This is a genomic window from Aliibacillus thermotolerans (assembly GCF_027853235.1).
In the GTDB taxonomy this organism is placed as follows: domain Bacteria; phylum Bacillota; class Bacilli; order Bacillales; family Marinococcaceae; genus Aliibacillus; species Aliibacillus thermotolerans.
The window spans coordinates 1-15,142 of record NZ_WKJG01000028.1 but is presented as its reverse complement, the minus strand read 5'-3'; the positions used below and the strand labels follow the sequence as shown (position 1 = coordinate 15,142).

At 39.8% G+C, this 15,142-nt stretch carries 14 protein-coding genes and 1 pseudogene; 12 read left to right on the top strand and 3 right to left on the bottom strand.

The genetic code is table 11. From position 1 onward, the window contains the following. The first annotated feature begins 109 nt into the window (after positions 1-109). The 5 genes from GJS40_RS03230 to GJS40_RS03210 all read left to right on the top strand — a co-directional run bounded on the left by GJS40_RS03230 (position 110) and on the right by GJS40_RS03210 (position 4,057). Positions 110-1,093, top strand: a complete 984-nt coding sequence (locus tag GJS40_RS03230; RefSeq protein WP_270896107.1) for a diaminopimelate dehydrogenase — start codon at positions 110-112, stop codon at positions 1,091-1,093. Positions 1,094-1,420: 327 nt separating this feature from the next. Further along, positions 1,421-1,972, top strand: a complete 552-nt coding sequence (locus tag GJS40_RS03225) for a peroxiredoxin (RefSeq protein WP_270896106.1) — start codon at positions 1,421-1,423, stop codon at positions 1,970-1,972. Positions 1,973-2,073: 101 nt separating this feature from the next. Then, positions 2,074-2,532 carry a TlpA disulfide reductase family protein gene (locus GJS40_RS03220; RefSeq protein WP_270896105.1) on the top strand — a complete coding sequence of 153 codons (459 nt, stop codon included), beginning with the start codon at positions 2,074-2,076 and terminating at the stop codon, positions 2,530-2,532. Positions 2,533-2,635: 103 nt separating this feature from the next. Then, positions 2,636-3,337, top strand: coding sequence for a peptidoglycan recognition protein family protein (locus GJS40_RS03215; protein ID WP_270896104.1), 702 nt, complete (start codon positions 2,636-2,638; stop codon positions 3,335-3,337). A 54-nt stretch (positions 3,338-3,391) separates the two neighbouring features. Further along, a complete protein-coding gene (locus tag GJS40_RS03210) occupies positions 3,392-4,057 on the top strand; it encodes a potassium channel family protein (RefSeq protein WP_270896103.1) in 666 nt (221 codons plus the stop codon). A gap of 30 nt (positions 4,058-4,087) precedes the next feature. On the opposite strand, the gene rnjA is transcribed toward GJS40_RS03210, so the two are convergent. Next, positions 4,088-5,755: a ribonuclease J1 gene (gene rnjA, locus GJS40_RS03205; protein ID WP_270896102.1), complete on the bottom strand. Its 1,668-nt coding sequence runs from the start codon at positions 5,753-5,755 to the stop codon at positions 4,088-4,090. Between the two features lie 3 nt (positions 5,756-5,758). Further along, a complete protein-coding gene (locus GJS40_RS03200; RefSeq protein ID WP_270896101.1) occupies positions 5,759-5,968 on the bottom strand; it encodes a DNA-dependent RNA polymerase subunit epsilon in 210 nt (69 codons plus the stop codon). Between the two features lie 460 nt (positions 5,969-6,428). Here GJS40_RS03200 and GJS40_RS03195 point away from each other — a divergent pair, with 460 nt between their 5' ends. Further along, positions 6,429-7,205 carry a Cof-type HAD-IIB family hydrolase gene (locus tag GJS40_RS03195; RefSeq protein ID WP_270896099.1) on the top strand — a complete coding sequence of 259 codons (777 nt, stop codon included), beginning with the start codon at positions 6,429-6,431 and terminating at the stop codon, positions 7,203-7,205. 383 nt (positions 7,206-7,588) lie between these two features. Here the strand turns inward: GJS40_RS03195 and def are convergent, their stop codons facing one another. Continuing rightward, the gene (gene def, locus GJS40_RS03190) at positions 7,589-8,128 is read right to left on the bottom strand and encodes a peptide deformylase (protein WP_270896098.1); all 540 of its coding nucleotides are present in this window, start codon (positions 8,126-8,128) and stop codon (positions 7,589-7,591) included. A gap of 178 nt (positions 8,129-8,306) precedes the next feature. Here def and GJS40_RS03185 point away from each other — a divergent pair, with 178 nt between their 5' ends. The 6 genes and pseudogenes from GJS40_RS03185 to GJS40_RS03160 all read left to right on the top strand — a co-directional run. Further along, positions 8,307-8,993, top strand: a complete 687-nt coding sequence (locus GJS40_RS03185; protein ID WP_270896097.1) for a YkyA family protein — start codon at positions 8,307-8,309, stop codon at positions 8,991-8,993. Positions 8,994-9,400: 407 nt separating this feature from the next. Further along, the gene (pdhA, locus tag GJS40_RS03180) at positions 9,401-10,444 is read left to right on the top strand and encodes a pyruvate dehydrogenase (acetyl-transferring) E1 component subunit alpha (RefSeq protein ID WP_270896445.1); all 1,044 of its coding nucleotides are present in this window, start codon (positions 9,401-9,403) and stop codon (positions 10,442-10,444) included. Positions 10,445-10,447: 3 nt separating this feature from the next. Next, positions 10,448-11,425 (top strand): alpha-ketoacid dehydrogenase subunit beta, encoded by a 978-nt coding sequence (locus GJS40_RS03175; RefSeq protein WP_270896096.1) that lies wholly within the window; start codon positions 10,448-10,450, stop codon positions 11,423-11,425. Positions 11,426-11,505: 80 nt separating this feature from the next. Further along, positions 11,506-12,771 carry a dihydrolipoamide acetyltransferase family protein gene (locus GJS40_RS03170; protein WP_270896095.1) on the top strand — a complete coding sequence of 422 codons (1,266 nt, stop codon included), beginning with the start codon at positions 11,506-11,508 and terminating at the stop codon, positions 12,769-12,771. A 4-nt stretch (positions 12,772-12,775) separates the two neighbouring features. Then, a complete protein-coding gene (lpdA, locus tag GJS40_RS03165; protein WP_270896093.1) occupies positions 12,776-14,191 on the top strand; it encodes a dihydrolipoyl dehydrogenase in 1,416 nt (471 codons plus the stop codon). Between the two features lie 819 nt (positions 14,192-15,010). Then, positions 15,011-15,142 (top strand): annotated as a pseudogene (locus GJS40_RS03160) (IS256 family transposase); the annotation flags it as partial.

Here is a 15,142-nt window from a genome sequence, read left to right as displayed (position 1 = left end):
AAGTTAATTCCTTCTTTTTGTTATAATTTTTTAAATGTAGTTGTGTTAAAAAATGATATAGGATACCCTATTTTTAGAATAGGTAATAAAGAAGAGGAGTGGAATGTAAATGGATAAAATTAGAGTTGGAATTGCGGGGTATGGGAATCTCGGAAAAGGAGTAGAGCGTGCCCTTCGTCAAAATGATGATATGACCTTAGTGGCAGTGTTTTCCAGAAGAGATCCAAGCCAGGTAGATGTAGAAGATAAGCAAGTAAAAGTCGTTAAGATGGATGACGTAACATCTTATCAAGATGATATTGATGTCATGATTTTATGCGGGGGATCTGCTTCCGATTTACCTAAACAAGCGCCACAATTAGCGCAGATCTTTAATACTGTTGATAGTTATGACAATCATGCTAAAATACCCGAATATTTTGAAACGGTAGATGCTTCTTCCAAAGAAGCCGGGACAACGAGCATTATTTCGATCGGATGGGATCCTGGATTTTTTTCTTTAAACCGTTTGCTTGGAGAAGCGACGTTACCAGAAGGAAATACATATACGTTTTGGGGAAAAGGATTAAGCCAAGGACACTCTGACGCCGTGAGAAGAGTAGAAGGGGTGAAAGCAGGAGTCCAATATACCCTTCCTCTCGAAGAAGCTGTCAATCAAGTACGTAGCGGAGAAAATCCAACGTTAGAGAAAAAGGACATGCATCGAAGAGAGTGTTATGTCGTTCCGGAAGAAGGAGCAAATAAAGAAGAAATTGAACACAAGATTAAAACGATGCCTCACTACTTCGCAGATTATGAAACGACCGTTCACTTTATTACGGAAGAAGAATTAAAAAGAGAACATTCTGCTATGCCCCATGGTGGTTTTGTCATCCGGAGCGGTAAAACAGGAGAAGGTACAAATCAATTGATGGAGTATTCTTTAAAACTTGGAAGCAATCCCGAATTTACATCCAGTGTACTAGTGGCTTATGCGCGAGCGGCATATCGTCTCAATAAACAAGGCGATATCGGAGCGAAAACGATGTTTGATATTGCACCGGGGCTTCTTTCTCCAAAATCACCAGCTGAATTAAGAAAAGAATTATTGTAAGAAAATAACTGTCTCCCTTTTGTTGGGAGACAGTTATTTTTTCCATATCAAAGCTCAACATGAACGTTAAATCAAACTATTTTACAAATCATTAAATTTTGAGTATTCTATTATTTGAACATTGTAATATTTTGTGATAAGAACTTTTACGTTTTCTCATTAAAAATATAGAGGTGGTTTAAATTCATCTGAAAAGGGTAGATGACGAAAGGGTTAATAGGAGAAAGGTGATTAATTAAATTTATTATTAAATGATATTGACTTTAATCTAAATCTTGTATTATACTGAACATGGTCAAAAATAGAAAAAAAGGAGTGTTTTGACAGATGAGTGAAAAGCGCATGGTAGGAAAACAAGCCCCACGTTTTGAAATGGACGCAGTCATGCCAAACAAAGAGTTTGGAAAAGTAAGCTTAGAAGAAATTATGAAACAAGATAAGTGGACCGTACTTTTCTTCTATCCGATGGACTTTACGTTCGTATGTCCAACAGAAATTACTGCCATTAGTGATCGTTACGATGAGTTTGAAGATTTGGATACAGAAGTCATTGGTGTATCTACAGACACTATCCATACGCACTTAGCTTGGATTAATACAGATCGGGACGATAACGGTCTCGGCCAATTAAACTATCCTCTTGCAGCTGACACAAACCACCGTGTATCTGAAGAATACGGTGTGCTCATAGAAGACGAAGGGGTCGCTCTTCGCGGTCTTTTCATCATTAACCCTGAAGGTGAACTAATGTATTCCGTGATTAACCACAATAACATCGGTCGGGACGTAGATGAAACGCTTCGTGTCCTTCAAGCACTTCAAACAGGCGGACTTTGCCCGGCAAACTGGAAACCTGGCCAAGAAACATTGAAAGTATAGTAACGTTCTCGTATAAAGGATAAAAAGAGAGGTCTAGCAGAGATGTTAGACCTCTTTCTTACCGATGTTGTAAAGCATGCGTATTTTTAGGAGGGACGGTTATGGCGCTGAAATTAAGATCTGAAATGCCGGATATGGAAGGTGCAACCACTTGGTTAAATGGAGAAGTAACAAAAGAAGACTTACTCGGTGACAAGCCAACGCTCATTCATTTTTGGTCCGTCAGCTGTGGCTTATGTAAAGAGGCGATGCCAAAGGTGAATGAATTTAGAGATGAATATAAAGAAGAGCTCAATGTAGTTGCTGTTCACATGCCTCGTTCCGAAAAAGATTTAGATATTGAAAAAGTGAAGGAAGTAGCAGAAGAACACGGTATTACTCAACCAATTTTTGTTGATAATGAACATAAATTAACCGATGCATTTGAAAATGAATATGTTCCTGCTTATTATGTGTTTGATAAAGACGGCACACTAAGACATTTCCAAGCAGGTGGTGGCGGTATGAAAATGCTGACGAAACGAGTGAACCGCGTTCTTGGAAAAACAGAAAAAAAATAACGAAAAGTTCTAAACGACCTGTTGCGAAACAATGCGACAGGTTTTTTCTATCTCCCCTTTTTGACTGTTTTTCTTCCATATAGAAAATAGGGGGGATAAGAAAATGAAAATTCATTCGATTCAACATCAATTAATGACGCACTCGACGAAAAAGTATCAATGCCGAACACTGTCCGACATTCATCAGATTGTCATTCATCATAGTGCCACTCGTAACGGGACGCCTTTTTCTTATGCCAACTATCATGTCACTCAGCACGGTTGGCCTGGGATTGGTTATCATTACGTTATTCAAAAAGATGGAACCGTCTATAAATGCAATCAATTAACGACTATTTCATATCATGTCAATGGTCATAATAGACGATCTGTTGGAATTTGTCTCACGGGAGATTTTCGTTTGGAAGAACCAACGACTTTGCAATATCGTCAGGCGCTAGCGTTAACGCAACAATTGTTAGAAACATTGTCACTTTCGACGTCTCATGTGTTTGGGCATCGGGAATTGCGGGGGCATCATTCGAATCATTGCCCAGGCATATCAATGGTACAATTTAGAAAAAACCTTGTATCGTTATCATCTCGCACGAATAAAACATTGTTAAAAAAAGGAGATAGAGGAGAAGTTGTTAAAAAACTACAACGTCAATTAAAGCAAATCGGCATACATCCTGGACCAGTGGATGGTATCTTTGGTCCCCTGACAGAACAAGCGGTACGCCAGTTTCAACGATCCCGTCATCTTTCCGAAGACGGGCTGGTTGGAAAAAATACGTGGCATGCATTGGAGATCGCTTTTGCTTGAATTTCTTTCGTCCGTTAAAATGGAAGCGATAGATGGAAGGAACGGAGGAAAGAGATGAGGAGTAAAAAGCAATTTGCGGTGATTGGACTCGGTCGATTTGGAGGAAGCATATGTCACGCATTGATGAAAGAAAAAATGGAAGTTTTAGCAATTGATCAAGATAAAGAAAAAGTAGAAGAATTTGCTTCTATAGTGACAAAGGCAGTGGTGGCTGATTCCACCGATGAAAAAGCTTTAAAAAAGATAGGGATACAGAATTTTGATCATGTCATTGTAGCTATTGGAGATAATATTTTAGCAAGTATTTTAACGACGATTATTTTAGATGATCTTGGGGTAGAAAAAATTACGGTGAAAGCACAAAATCATTACCATGAAAAAGTGTTAAATCGAATTGGTGCCGATTCCGTCGTTCATCCGGAACGAGATATCGGAGTAAGAGTAGCGCATCAAGTCGTGTCAGAAAGTGTGTTGGAATATCTGGAGGTTTCAGATAAATACAGTATTGTAGAGATGGTCGCAGGAGCCAAAATGGTAGGAAAAACGATCGTTGAGCTAGATTTTCGCGCCACTTATGGTTGCAATATTTTGGCGGTAAAAAGAGAGGAGGACGTTTATGTTTCTCCTTCTCCCGATTTAGTTATGAAAGAAAAGGATATTCTTATCATTATTGGAGCAGATGATGATATCGGACGGTTAGAAAACCATTGGATGGATTAAAAAGAGATGTGCGCTTGGCACATCTCTTTTTTAAATTTCCATAATGATTGGTAAAATCATTGGTTTTCGTCGTGTTTTTTCATATAAATAAGGTGCTAATTGATCAATGATTTCATTTTTAATTTCCGCCCATTGTGTTGTTTTTCTTTTCATTACACCGTCTAAATGTTTCGCTAGCATCGTCTGGGCATTGTGAATCAGTTCACTGGATTCCCGCATATATACAAACCCGCGGGAAATGATGTCTGGTCCGGCAGCAACTTTAAATTTCTTCATGTCGATGCTGACGACAACCACAACTAAACCTTCTTCTGATAAGATGCGTCGGTCTCTTAGGACGATATTGCCAATATCGCCAATTCCATTTCCATCAACATAGACGGAGCCGGAAGGAACTTTTCCGATAATTTCTGCACCTTTTTGGGAAACAGCAAGGACTTCCCCATTTTCCATAATGAAGGAATTTTCTAATGGAATACCACAGTCTTTTCCAAGCATCGTATGCATTTTTAGCATCCGGTATTCCCCGTGTATCGGCATAAAATATTTTGGTTTCATGAGCCGGAGCATCAACTTTTGCTCTTCCTGTCCGCCGTGGCCCGAAGTGTGAATATTATTTAAGGAGCCGTGAATAACATTTGCTCCCGCACGGAAAAGCTGGTTAATAATTTTATTTACGGATAAAGTATTCCCGGGGATAGGCGAACTGGAAAAGACGACGGTATCACCAGGAATGATTTGAATTTGGCGATGGGTACCATGAGCTATTCTTGATAAAGCAGCCATCGGTTCTCCTTGACTTCCCGTGCACAATATCGCGGCTTCATGATTAGGAATGCGATTCAACTGTGACGGTTCAACAAAGGTTCCTTTCGGTGCGCGAATGTATCCGAGTTCTTGTCCGATCGTAATTGCCGCTTCCATGCTGCGACCAAATACCGCAATTTTTCGACCGTCATTCACTGCTGCTTCTACTGCCTGTTGCAGCCGATATATATTGGAAGCAAACGTAGCAAAAATAATTCGTCCATCTACTTGTTTAAAAATATTGTTGATACTTTTACCTACTTTTCGTTCCGACATGGTAAAACCAGGAACTTCACTATTGGTGCTATCCGAAAGCAAACATAAGACACCGTTTTCCCCGATTTGGGCCATTTTTGCGAGGTTTGCGGGTTCTCCGACCGGTGTAAAGTCAAATTTAAAGTCACCTGTATGAACGATATTTCCTTCTTTTGTATGAACTACAATTCCTAAAGAATCAGGAATACTGTGCGTTGTACGGAAGAAAGAAACACTCGTCTTTTTAAAACGTATCACGTCGTCTTCTTTTACGACGTGTAATTTTGCTCGTCGCAGTAAACCGTGCTCTTCCAATTTTCCTTTTAAAAGACCTAATGCTAACGGACCGCCATAAATAGGAATATTCACTTCTCGTAATAAATAAGGAATGCCGCCAATATGGTCTTCATGTCCATGGGTAACAAAAAGCCCTTTAATTTTTTCCTTGTTTTGAATTAAATAAGTGTAATCCGGTATCACGTAATCGATGCCTAACAAATCGTCTTCAGGGAACATAATCCCCGCATCAATTAAAATAATTTCATCTTGATATTGTACGGCGTACGTATTTTTTCCAATTTCACCAAGCCCACCGAGGGCGAAAATACCAACTTGATTTTTCTTTAATTGTTTCATGCTTTATATGTTCTCCAATTTAAAATTATTCGTTTTCTTTTCATATTCAAGGTAAGCTTCTGACACCGGCTCAATATATTCGATAATGTAATTTTTTTTCGCAAGCTTTTGCCGTACTTCTTTTTCTGAAGATGCTTCAATAAAGAGGGCATCGGTGTTTTCCCGGACTGGAATTTCATCTTGGTTTTTTTGATACCAAACTTTGTAAATCATTTCCTTCTCTCCTTTTTTTGTATTTTTTATTACATAAAGAATGCGACCTGTAGCTCACTCCAGGTACGCATCTCCACATAGCGAACAACGTATATGCTTTACATTATAAAACAATACCGAGTTATTTTCATCTATATCGTTGTGTTATTTATACGTTCATCATATTCGACGAAGAAATTGTACTTGATTTTATTGTGATTTTCAAATGTATAGTGATGGAGAGAAGGAAAAATCATTTATGCCGGTACTTTGCGATGAGGAGGAAGTAAATGTTTGCATGATTTCAATAACTTCTTTCGCCATTTTCTTAACATAGAGACCTCTCCTTTCTTCTTTCTTTTTGTTTAGTCTTACCGAAAAAGTCCGTTTATTACTTAACAAATGATGGGAAAGGTTCGGACTTTTTTTTCACGGAGAAATGGGAGATAATGAACATTGGATTGAAGGAGGACAAGCGAAAATGAAGAAGCCTAAAATTGTCTTTTTTGATATTGATGGCACATTATTTACAAAAGAAATGAAAATGCCTGTTGCTACGAAAAAAGCAATTCAAGCCATAAAAAAAGACGGGATTCACGTTGGAATTGCAACAGGAAGAGCGCCCTTTATGTTTGAAACATTGCAAAAAGAATTAGAAATTGATACATATGTAGGGTTTAACGGCTCATATGTCGCCCTTCATGGGGAAGTTATTTCCAAAAAGCCTCTTTCCACAGAATGGTTGGAACGACTTCAACGAGAAGCACAAGAAAATGAGCATCCGATGGTTTTTTTAGATGGCAATAGTGCTGCTGCTGATACGGGAAATCATGAAGCGGTAGCGGAAAGTTTAGGATATTTAAAAATGCCGTATCCGCCGGTGCAAAAAGATTTTTATAAAAACAAGGAAATATATCAGGCATTGATTTTTTGCAATGAAAAAGAGGAACAAATGTATCGAAATACATACCGAATGTTTCATTTTGTACGTTGGCATCGATACTCTATTGATATTTTACCTTTTGGGCAATCGAAAGCAGAAGGAATTCGTTCCATCGTTTCTCATCTTGGATATTCCATGGAAGAAACAGCAGCATTTGGAGATGGGCTGAATGATGTGGAAATGATTCAAGAAGTAGGAGTGGGCGTTGCGATGGGGAATGCAGTGGATGCTGTGAAGGAAAGTGCGGATTTTGTTACAACACACGTCAATGAAGATGGGATTGTGAACGGTTTGAAAAAGTTACAGCTGTTATAAAAAGAGGCTGTCTAATAAGTCCTGAAAAATAAATCGAGCGTTCCTTTCAACAATCATTTAGCGCTGAAACGGTGCCATGATCCGTTCATAGCTTGTTTCCTCAAACTATTTTTGAATGAAACGGTGGCATGAGCGATTCATAACTTGCTTTCATCAGACATTTTTGAATGAAACAGTGTTATGATCCATTCATGGCTTGCTTCCATTAGCTATTTTTATATGAAACGATAGCATGACCCATCCATGACTTACTTCCATCAACCATTTGGTGTTGGAAACATGCCTATTCGGCCAAGAGACGTTTCCAGAAGCAATTTTTGATGAAGCGATAACAAAAAAATGTCCAAAAAGTCACCAATAATGACTTTTTGGACAGCTCCTTTTTATGGTAGCTCTTTTTTAAATTGATCTTGATAGCCTTCAATCCGATCATAAAACATGATGCCGTTTAAGTGGTCAAGTTCATGTTGAAAGACGATAGCGGGTAGATTGCGAAGGCGTAACTTCACTTTTTCTCCTTCTAAAGTGACAGCTTCAATAGTAATTCGTTTGTATCGTGGAACAATACCGGGTACTTCCCTGTCAACAGAGAGACAGCCTTCTCCATTTTCTAAATGAGTTTCTTCGACCGAATGACTGACAATTTTAGGATTAAAAAAGCCATAACTATAGAGGCGATCTTTTTCATCGGTCACATGCATCGCAAACATGCGTTTATTAATGGCAAGTTGGGGTGCCGCAAGTCCTACTCCGGCACGAAGCCCATATTTTTTGCTGATTTCAGGGTCTTGGCTATTTTTTAAAAAGGTCAGCATTTCTTCTAGTATTTTTTTATCTTCTTCTGAAGGAGGGAGTCGTACTTCTTCAGAAATTTTTCTTAATGCAGGATGCCCTTCTCGCACGATATCTTTCATCGTAATCATGTGTACTCCTCCTAAACAACAGTAACATAACAGTCCATTTTCTTTCTTTTTAGTATAACAAAAACCCGTTTCATTCAAAAGTGAAAGCCCACTCGCTTTCCCTAGAACTTCGTTGCTTCCATTTATTGAATAAGATATGATGATACCGTTAATCGTTTTATGGTGGAGGAGGAACATTGTGAGCAATCATCGAATCGTGTTTATTTGTATTTTCTTTATGACTAGTCTCTTGTTTATCGGTTGTCATCATTCTCCAGAAGAGAAAGTGTACAACTATTTAGAAGAAGGAGCACAGGTAGAAACAACCTTTCAAGAAGAAAGCGCTTCCTTTATTGCATTAGAAAAGGAAGAAGTAGAAATATATGAACAAATGGTGACGCTTCCGGTAGAGGAGATGGAAAAAATAACGACGTTGGTCGAAGAAGCCATTTCATTAGCAGAAGAACGAACGCAGTTATTGGAACAAGAAAAACAAATCATGAAAGAAGCTTTCGAACAGTATGAAACGGCAAAAGACGCAATGGATGAACTTCAAACAGTAGAAGAGTCGATCGTTTTAGAAATGAAACGATGGATTAAGGAAAGAGAAAACGCGTATTTTTCTTTGCATGATAGATACGTGGAAGGAATTGAAAAAGATATTCAATTGTATGAAAGCATGACAAATGAGGAATTGACAATGGAAGAGTTAAAGGAGCAAGTTCAAGCGATAAATGATATATATGAGCAAGTAGAAGAAGATCAGCAAACATTTAATGACGCTACGAAAGCGTTTAATGAAGTAAAGACGGAGTTATATGAAGAATTAGGTTTTCAAGTAAAAATGAAAGAAACGAAAGATACAGAAAAGCATGAGGAAAAATGAAAACGAAAAACTGTATAACAAATACATTAAAATGATATATAACAGTTTCAGAAAAACAACGTCTATTTTAAAACAAAACATTATTTCAAATCGTGTGAGCAAAAAGGATTGACGAAAGAATTCATTGTAGTATATTCTAGTCAGTAAGATGAGTTGTTTCATTAAAAATGCGGTTCGATTGAAACAGATTGGAGAAATTCGATGGTTACTTATATCCTGTTCAGGGTATGATGAAAGTAGAGTGATTTGTTCGAATGCTCGCGTTTTCGAATTTTTCCATGAGCCGAAGGAAACACGAAGTAGTAATGAACCGTTTTCAACAATGCTCTCATGTATTGTGATGATGAAAGAAAGGGTGAAGTTTGGTGCCAGAAAAGAGATTACAGGAAATTGAAAGCAAGTTTGAAATGTTTCAAATTTTGAATGAAAAAGGGGAGATTGTTAACGAAGCGGCCATGCCCGATCTATCCGACGACGAATTGGTCGAATTGATGGAAAGAATGGTGTATACGAGAATTTGGGACCAGCGTGCCATATCGCTTAACCGTCAAGGAAGACTGGGCTTCTATGCGCCGGTTGCCGGACAGGAAGCATCGATGCTCGGTTCACAATTTGCGCTTGACAAAAAGGATTGGATTTTACCGGGATATCGTGATATTCCACAAATTGTTTGGCACGGTCTTCCGCTTTATCAAGCATTTTTATATTCACGAGGACATTTTGGTGGTGGACAAATACCGGAAGATGTCAACGTGCTGATGCCTCAAATTATTATCGGTGCACAAATTGTCCAAACGGCGGGAGTAGCTCTTGGTTTGAAACGGAAAGGAAAAGAAAACATTGCTATTACGTATACAGGAGACGGAGGAGCGTCTCAAGGTGACTTTTATGAAGGAATTAACTTTGCAGGTGCCTATCAAGCGCCAGCGGTGTTTGTTGTGCAAAATAACCAATTTGCCATTTCTGTTCCCGTAGAACAACAGTCCGCTGCGAAAACGATTGCACAAAAATCGGTGGCAGCAGGAATAAGAGGCGTCATGGTGGACGGAATGGACGTGCTAGCAGTGTACAAAGCGACAAAAGATGCGAGAGAAGAAGCGTTAAAAGGAAATGGACCAACGTTAATTGAAACGTACTGTTACCGCTACGGTCCACATACGATGGCCGGAGATGATCCGACGAGATATCGTACTGCTGATTTAGATGATGAATGGGAAAGAAAAGATCCGCTCGTTCGTTTTCGTACTTTACTTGAATCGAAAGGGTTATGGTCAGAGGAGAAAGAAAATGAAGTCATGGAGCGGGCGAAAGAAGATGTGAAAAACGCCATTAAACAAGCAGATGACACGCCAAAACAAAAAGTGACGGAACTCATTGAATTTATGTATGAATCACTTCCTGACTCATTAGAGGAGCAATGGGAAGAATATAAGAAGAAGGAGTCGAAGTAAGCTATGGCGCAAATGACAATGATTCAAGCAATTACAGATGCGATGCGTACGGAGCTTAAAAACGATGAAAATGTCCTCGTCTTTGGGGAAGACGTGGGACAAAACGGCGGAGTGTTTCGTGCGACAGAAGGTTTGCAAAAAGAATTTGGCGAGGAAAGAGTGTTTGACACTCCTCTTGCGGAATCGGGAATTACCGGTCTTGCGATTGGGCTTGGGCTCACGGGTTTCCGTCCCGTCATGGAAATTCAATTTTTTGGCTTCCTTTTTGAAACAATGGATGGAATCGCTGGTCAAATGTCACGCATGCGCTATCGCTCCGGCGGTCATTATCATTCTCCCATCACGATTCGTTCACCGTTCGGTGGAGGGGTAAAAACGCCTGAACTTCATGCCGATAGTTTGGAAGGATTAATGGCACAAACCCCAGGTATAAAAGTTGTTATTCCATCTACTCCTTATGACGCAAAGGGTTTACTTATCTCTGCGATTCGTGATAACGACCCGGTCATCTTTTTAGAACATATGAAATTGTACCGTTCTTTCCGTGAAGAAGTACCGGAAGAAGAATACACGATAGAAATCGGAAAAGCTGACATTAAAAGAGAAGGAAAAGATGTGACGATTGTCACTTACGGGGCAATGGTTCATACCGCATTAAGAGCGGCGGATCAACTAGAAGAAGAAGGAATTGACGCCGAAATTGTCGATTTGCGTACCATTAGTCCACTCGATGTAGAAACGGTAATTGAGTCAGTAAAGAAAACAAATCGAGCAATTGTCGTACAAGAAGCACAGCGGCAAGCAGGAATAGCAGCAAATGTTTCAGCAGAGATTAGTGAGCGCGCTATTTTACACTTAGAAGCACCAGTGATGCGTGTTACTGCTCCAGACACCGTATATGCCTTTGCAGAGGTGGAAGACGAGTGGATTCCTGGAGAAGAAGACATTATCGAAAAAGTAAAAGCATCATTGGACTTCTAAATGGACAACCTTTCGACTGTTTGATGAGATGGAAAAACGGATAGAGAAAAGAATAACGAAAACCAAAGGAGGCTAACGTAGTGGCATTTGAATTTAAGCTCCCGGATATTGGCGAAGGGATTCACGAAGGCGAAATCGTGAAGTGGTTTGTCAAAGCAGGTGATGAAGTGCAGGAGGATGATACACTGTGTGAAGTTCAAAACGATAAAGCGGTCGTGGAAATCCCTTCCCCAGTGGAAGGGATAGTGAAGGAAGTAAAAGTAGATGAAGGCGAAACAGCAGTCGTTGGTGATGTAATTGTCGTCATTGATGACGGTAGCGAAGATGCTCCATCCGAGGACAGCGAAGACACATCAAGTGAGGCAGAACCGAAAGAAAAAGCCTCAACAGAAGATAGTAAACAGGATGAAGCACAAGAAGAACCCGTTGCAGATGAGAAGAAAAGAGTTATCGCCATGCCGTCAGTTCGTAAGTTTGCAAGAGAAAAAGGAGTACAAATTGAAAAAGTAACGGGCAGTGGAAAAAATGGTCGCATTTTAAAAGAAGACATTGAACGTTACTTAGCAGGTGATCAAGAGAAAGAAGAAATAGAAGCGAGAGAAACTGCCTCTCTTGAATCGACTCAAGTTTCTAGAGATCCGGCGCTGTTGGAGGAAAGAGCTCCACTGAAGGGCATTCGAAAAGCAATTGCCACTGCCATGGTGAAATCGAAACAGACCGCTCCACATGTTACTCATATGGATGAAGTAGACGTCACCCGACTCGTTCAAAGCAGAAAAAAATATAAAGAAGTTGCTGCGGAAAAAGGCATTAAATTAACTTACTTGCCGTATGTAGTTAAAGCGTTAACTTCCGCTTTAAGAGAATATCCGACATTAAATGCATCTATTGATGATGAAAATGAAGAAATTGTGTACAAAAAGTATTATAATATTGGTATTGCAGCAGACACTGAAAGAGGCTTGGTCGTTCCAGTGATTAAAGATGCGGATCGGAAATCGATTTTTATGCTGGCAGATGAGATCCATGAACTCGCAACGAAGGCTCGGGATGGTAAGTTAACCAATGAAGAAATGAGTGGCGGAACGTGCACTATTTCTAACGTAGGTTCAGCTCGAGGTCAATGGTTTACACCGGTGATTAATCACCCGGAAGTTGCGATTTTAGGTATCGGACGCATCGAAGAAAAAGCAGTCGTTCAAGACGGAGAAGTTGTCATTGCACCGATGCTTGCACTATCTTTAAGTTATGACCACCGTCTCATTGATGGCGTCACTGCACAAGAAGCGTTAAATCACGTGAAACGCTTATTACACGATCCGGAATTATTACTAATGGAGGGATAACGAAATGGTTGTAGGAGATTTTGCAGAAGAAGTAGATACACTTATTATTGGGTCAGGTCCAGGAGGGTATGTGGCCGCAATTCGCGCAGCACAACTCGGACAAAAAGTAACGATTGTGGAAAAAGATGCAGTCGGTGGCGTATGCTTAAACGTTGGTTGTATCCCATCTAAAGCATTGATTGAAGCGGGACATCGCTACAATCACGCTTCAGAAGGTGCTCCGGATATGGGGATTGCGACCGAAAAAGCAACGTTAGATTTTTCTAAATTACAAGAATGGAAGTCCGGAATCGTTCAAAAGTTAACCGGTGGCGTGGAAAGCTTATTGAAAGCAAATCAAGTGGAAGTGGTGAAAGGAGAAGCTTATTTTTCCGACGAAAATGCGGTAAAAGTTTCTACAGATGAATATTCTTCCCAAACATACAAATTTAAAAACTGTATTATTGCCACTGGATCTTCTCCAATTGAATTGCCAAACTTTCCATATAGTGATCGCGTCATTAACTCTACCGGTGCCTTGTCTTTGTCAGAGGTTCCAGAGCATTTAGTAGTGATTGGCGGCGGCTATATTGGTATTGAGCTGGCTGGAGCGTATGCAAACTTAGGTGCCAAAGTAACCGTTTTAGAAGGTGAAAAACGCATTCTGACCGGCTTTGAAAAACAAATGGCACAACTTGTTCAACGGAATTTAAAGAAAAAAGGTGTCAATATTGAAACGCAAGCTTTTGCACAATCTGTGGAAGAAACAGATAACGGAGTCACCGTGAAAGCAGAAGTCAAAGGGGAAGAAAAAACGTTTGAAGGAGACTACTTACTCGTTTCCGTTGGTCGTAAGCCAAATACTAGTGAATTAGGGTTAGAACAGATAGGTGTGGAAATGGACGATAAAGGATACATTCAAGTAGATAAACAATGTCGCACAAATAAGAAAAATATTTATGCCATTGGTGACATTGTACCTGGTCCACAGCTTGCTCATAAAGCTTCCTACGAAGGAAAAATAGCGGCGGAAGCAATCAGTGGGGAAGCATCTGCTGTCGACTATTTAGGAATCCCTATGGTTGTTTTTTCGGAGCCTGAACTGGCAAGCGTAGGCTACACGGAAAAAGAAGCGAAAGATGCCGGTTTTGATGTGGTAGCTGCGAAATTCCCGTTCCAAGCAAATGGACGAGCGTTATCACTAAATGATGCCAATGGATTTATGAAGCTCGTCACAAGAAAAGAAGATGGATTAGTCATAGGAGCGCAAATTGCTGGACCAAACGCCTCAGATATGATTGCGGAAGCAGGTCTTGCCATCGAGGCCGGTATGACTGCAGAAGACATTGCGATGACCATTCATGCGCATCCAACCTTAGGCGAAATTACAATGGAAACGGCAGAAGTTGCCCTTGGAACACCAATTCACATAGCAAAATAAAGGAAAAAAGTTGTCATTCTTTCTATCGAATGACAACTTTTTTCTTGTGCGCCTGGCATGGGTGTAATCTATAGGGTGAGAGTCCCGAGCCACGAAGGCAGAAGTAGTGGTTAGCTTAACGCAAGGGTGTCCGTGGCGACGCGGAATCTGAAGGAAGTGGGCGCGAAACTAGGTCTCGAGGAACACGAACTTCATACAAGGATAGGTATCATTGGATGAGTTTGCAAGACAAAACAAAGTCCTTTCTGCCAAAGGTGATACAGAGTAAATGAAGCGGATAGATGGAAGGAAAGATGACATCCTTACCAGGGAGGTCTGATGGATACGTGAAGTACCCTTCATAACCTACTTCATGAGGAGTAGCTGAACCATCAGAAGTCAGCAGAGGTCATCGTACAAATCGGTCTAGAACGGTTTGGAAGGACTGAACAATGAAGAGAGAATAGCCCTTTGCATTCAGTCAGTCATGATGAACACAGAAAACGTAGTACCTCACTTGAGGAGGGAAACGGTGAATTCCGTGGAAGATGTTAAGTGACAAAAAAGTTGTATACTGAACAAAAAAGTCGTATACTCGACAAAAAAGTTGTATACTCGTTTTTGATTAATTAAAAAGGTTTTTAGAGCGACTATTTGAGTAAAGTTATGCCTCTAACGTTTTAGCGTTAGAGGCTATATTTTTTAGTGTAAAGTGATAAAAAGAGAGTGTAAAATATTTTGTGTAAATAGAAATGCGCTAAATAATGTTCATAGAAAAAGGAAGACCCTTTCTGTAGAATAAAGTTAGCCTACAAAATTCACAGAAAAGAGGTCTTCCCTATGATTCATCTTACTACAGATTTAATCGAAGCACTAGCACAAAAACAAGATATCGAAGAAGTTTTTCGTTATCATTTGGAAACAGCCATCAATCAGCTGTTGAAACATGAATTAACTGTCTTTTTAGACTAT

What these genes read in the sequence shown, in the direction of transcription:
- GJS40_RS03175 (WP_270896096.1), top strand. Translation starts at nt 10,448, where the DNA reads ATGGCGCAAATGACAATGATTCAAGCAATTACAGATGCGATGCGTACG.
- GJS40_RS03210 (WP_270896103.1), top strand. Translation starts at nt 3,392, where the DNA reads ATGAGGAGTAAAAAGCAATTTGCGGTGATTGGACTCGGTCGATTTGGA.
- GJS40_RS03215 (WP_270896104.1), top strand. Translation starts at nt 2,636, where the DNA reads ATGAAAATTCATTCGATTCAACATCAATTAATGACGCACTCGACGAAA.
- def (WP_270896098.1), bottom strand. Translation starts at nt 8,128, where the DNA reads ATGATTACGATGAAAGATATCGTGCGAGAAGGGCATCCTGCATTAAGA.
- GJS40_RS03230 (WP_270896107.1), top strand. Translation starts at nt 110, where the DNA reads ATGGATAAAATTAGAGTTGGAATTGCGGGGTATGGGAATCTCGGAAAA.
- lpdA (WP_270896093.1), top strand. Translation starts at nt 12,776, where the DNA reads ATGGTTGTAGGAGATTTTGCAGAAGAAGTAGATACACTTATTATTGGG.
- GJS40_RS03220 (WP_270896105.1), top strand. Translation starts at nt 2,074, where the DNA reads ATGGCGCTGAAATTAAGATCTGAAATGCCGGATATGGAAGGTGCAACC.
- GJS40_RS03225 (WP_270896106.1), top strand. Translation starts at nt 1,421, where the DNA reads ATGAGTGAAAAGCGCATGGTAGGAAAACAAGCCCCACGTTTTGAAATG.
- GJS40_RS03195 (WP_270896099.1), top strand. Translation starts at nt 6,429, where the DNA reads ATGAAGAAGCCTAAAATTGTCTTTTTTGATATTGATGGCACATTATTT.
- pdhA (WP_270896445.1), top strand. Translation starts at nt 9,401, where the DNA reads ATGTTTCAAATTTTGAATGAAAAAGGGGAGATTGTTAACGAAGCGGCC.
- GJS40_RS03200 (WP_270896101.1), bottom strand. Translation starts at nt 5,968, where the DNA reads ATGATTTACAAAGTTTGGTATCAAAAAAACCAAGATGAAATTCCAGTC.
- rnjA (WP_270896102.1), bottom strand. Translation starts at nt 5,755, where the DNA reads ATGAAACAATTAAAGAAAAATCAAGTTGGTATTTTCGCCCTCGGTGGG.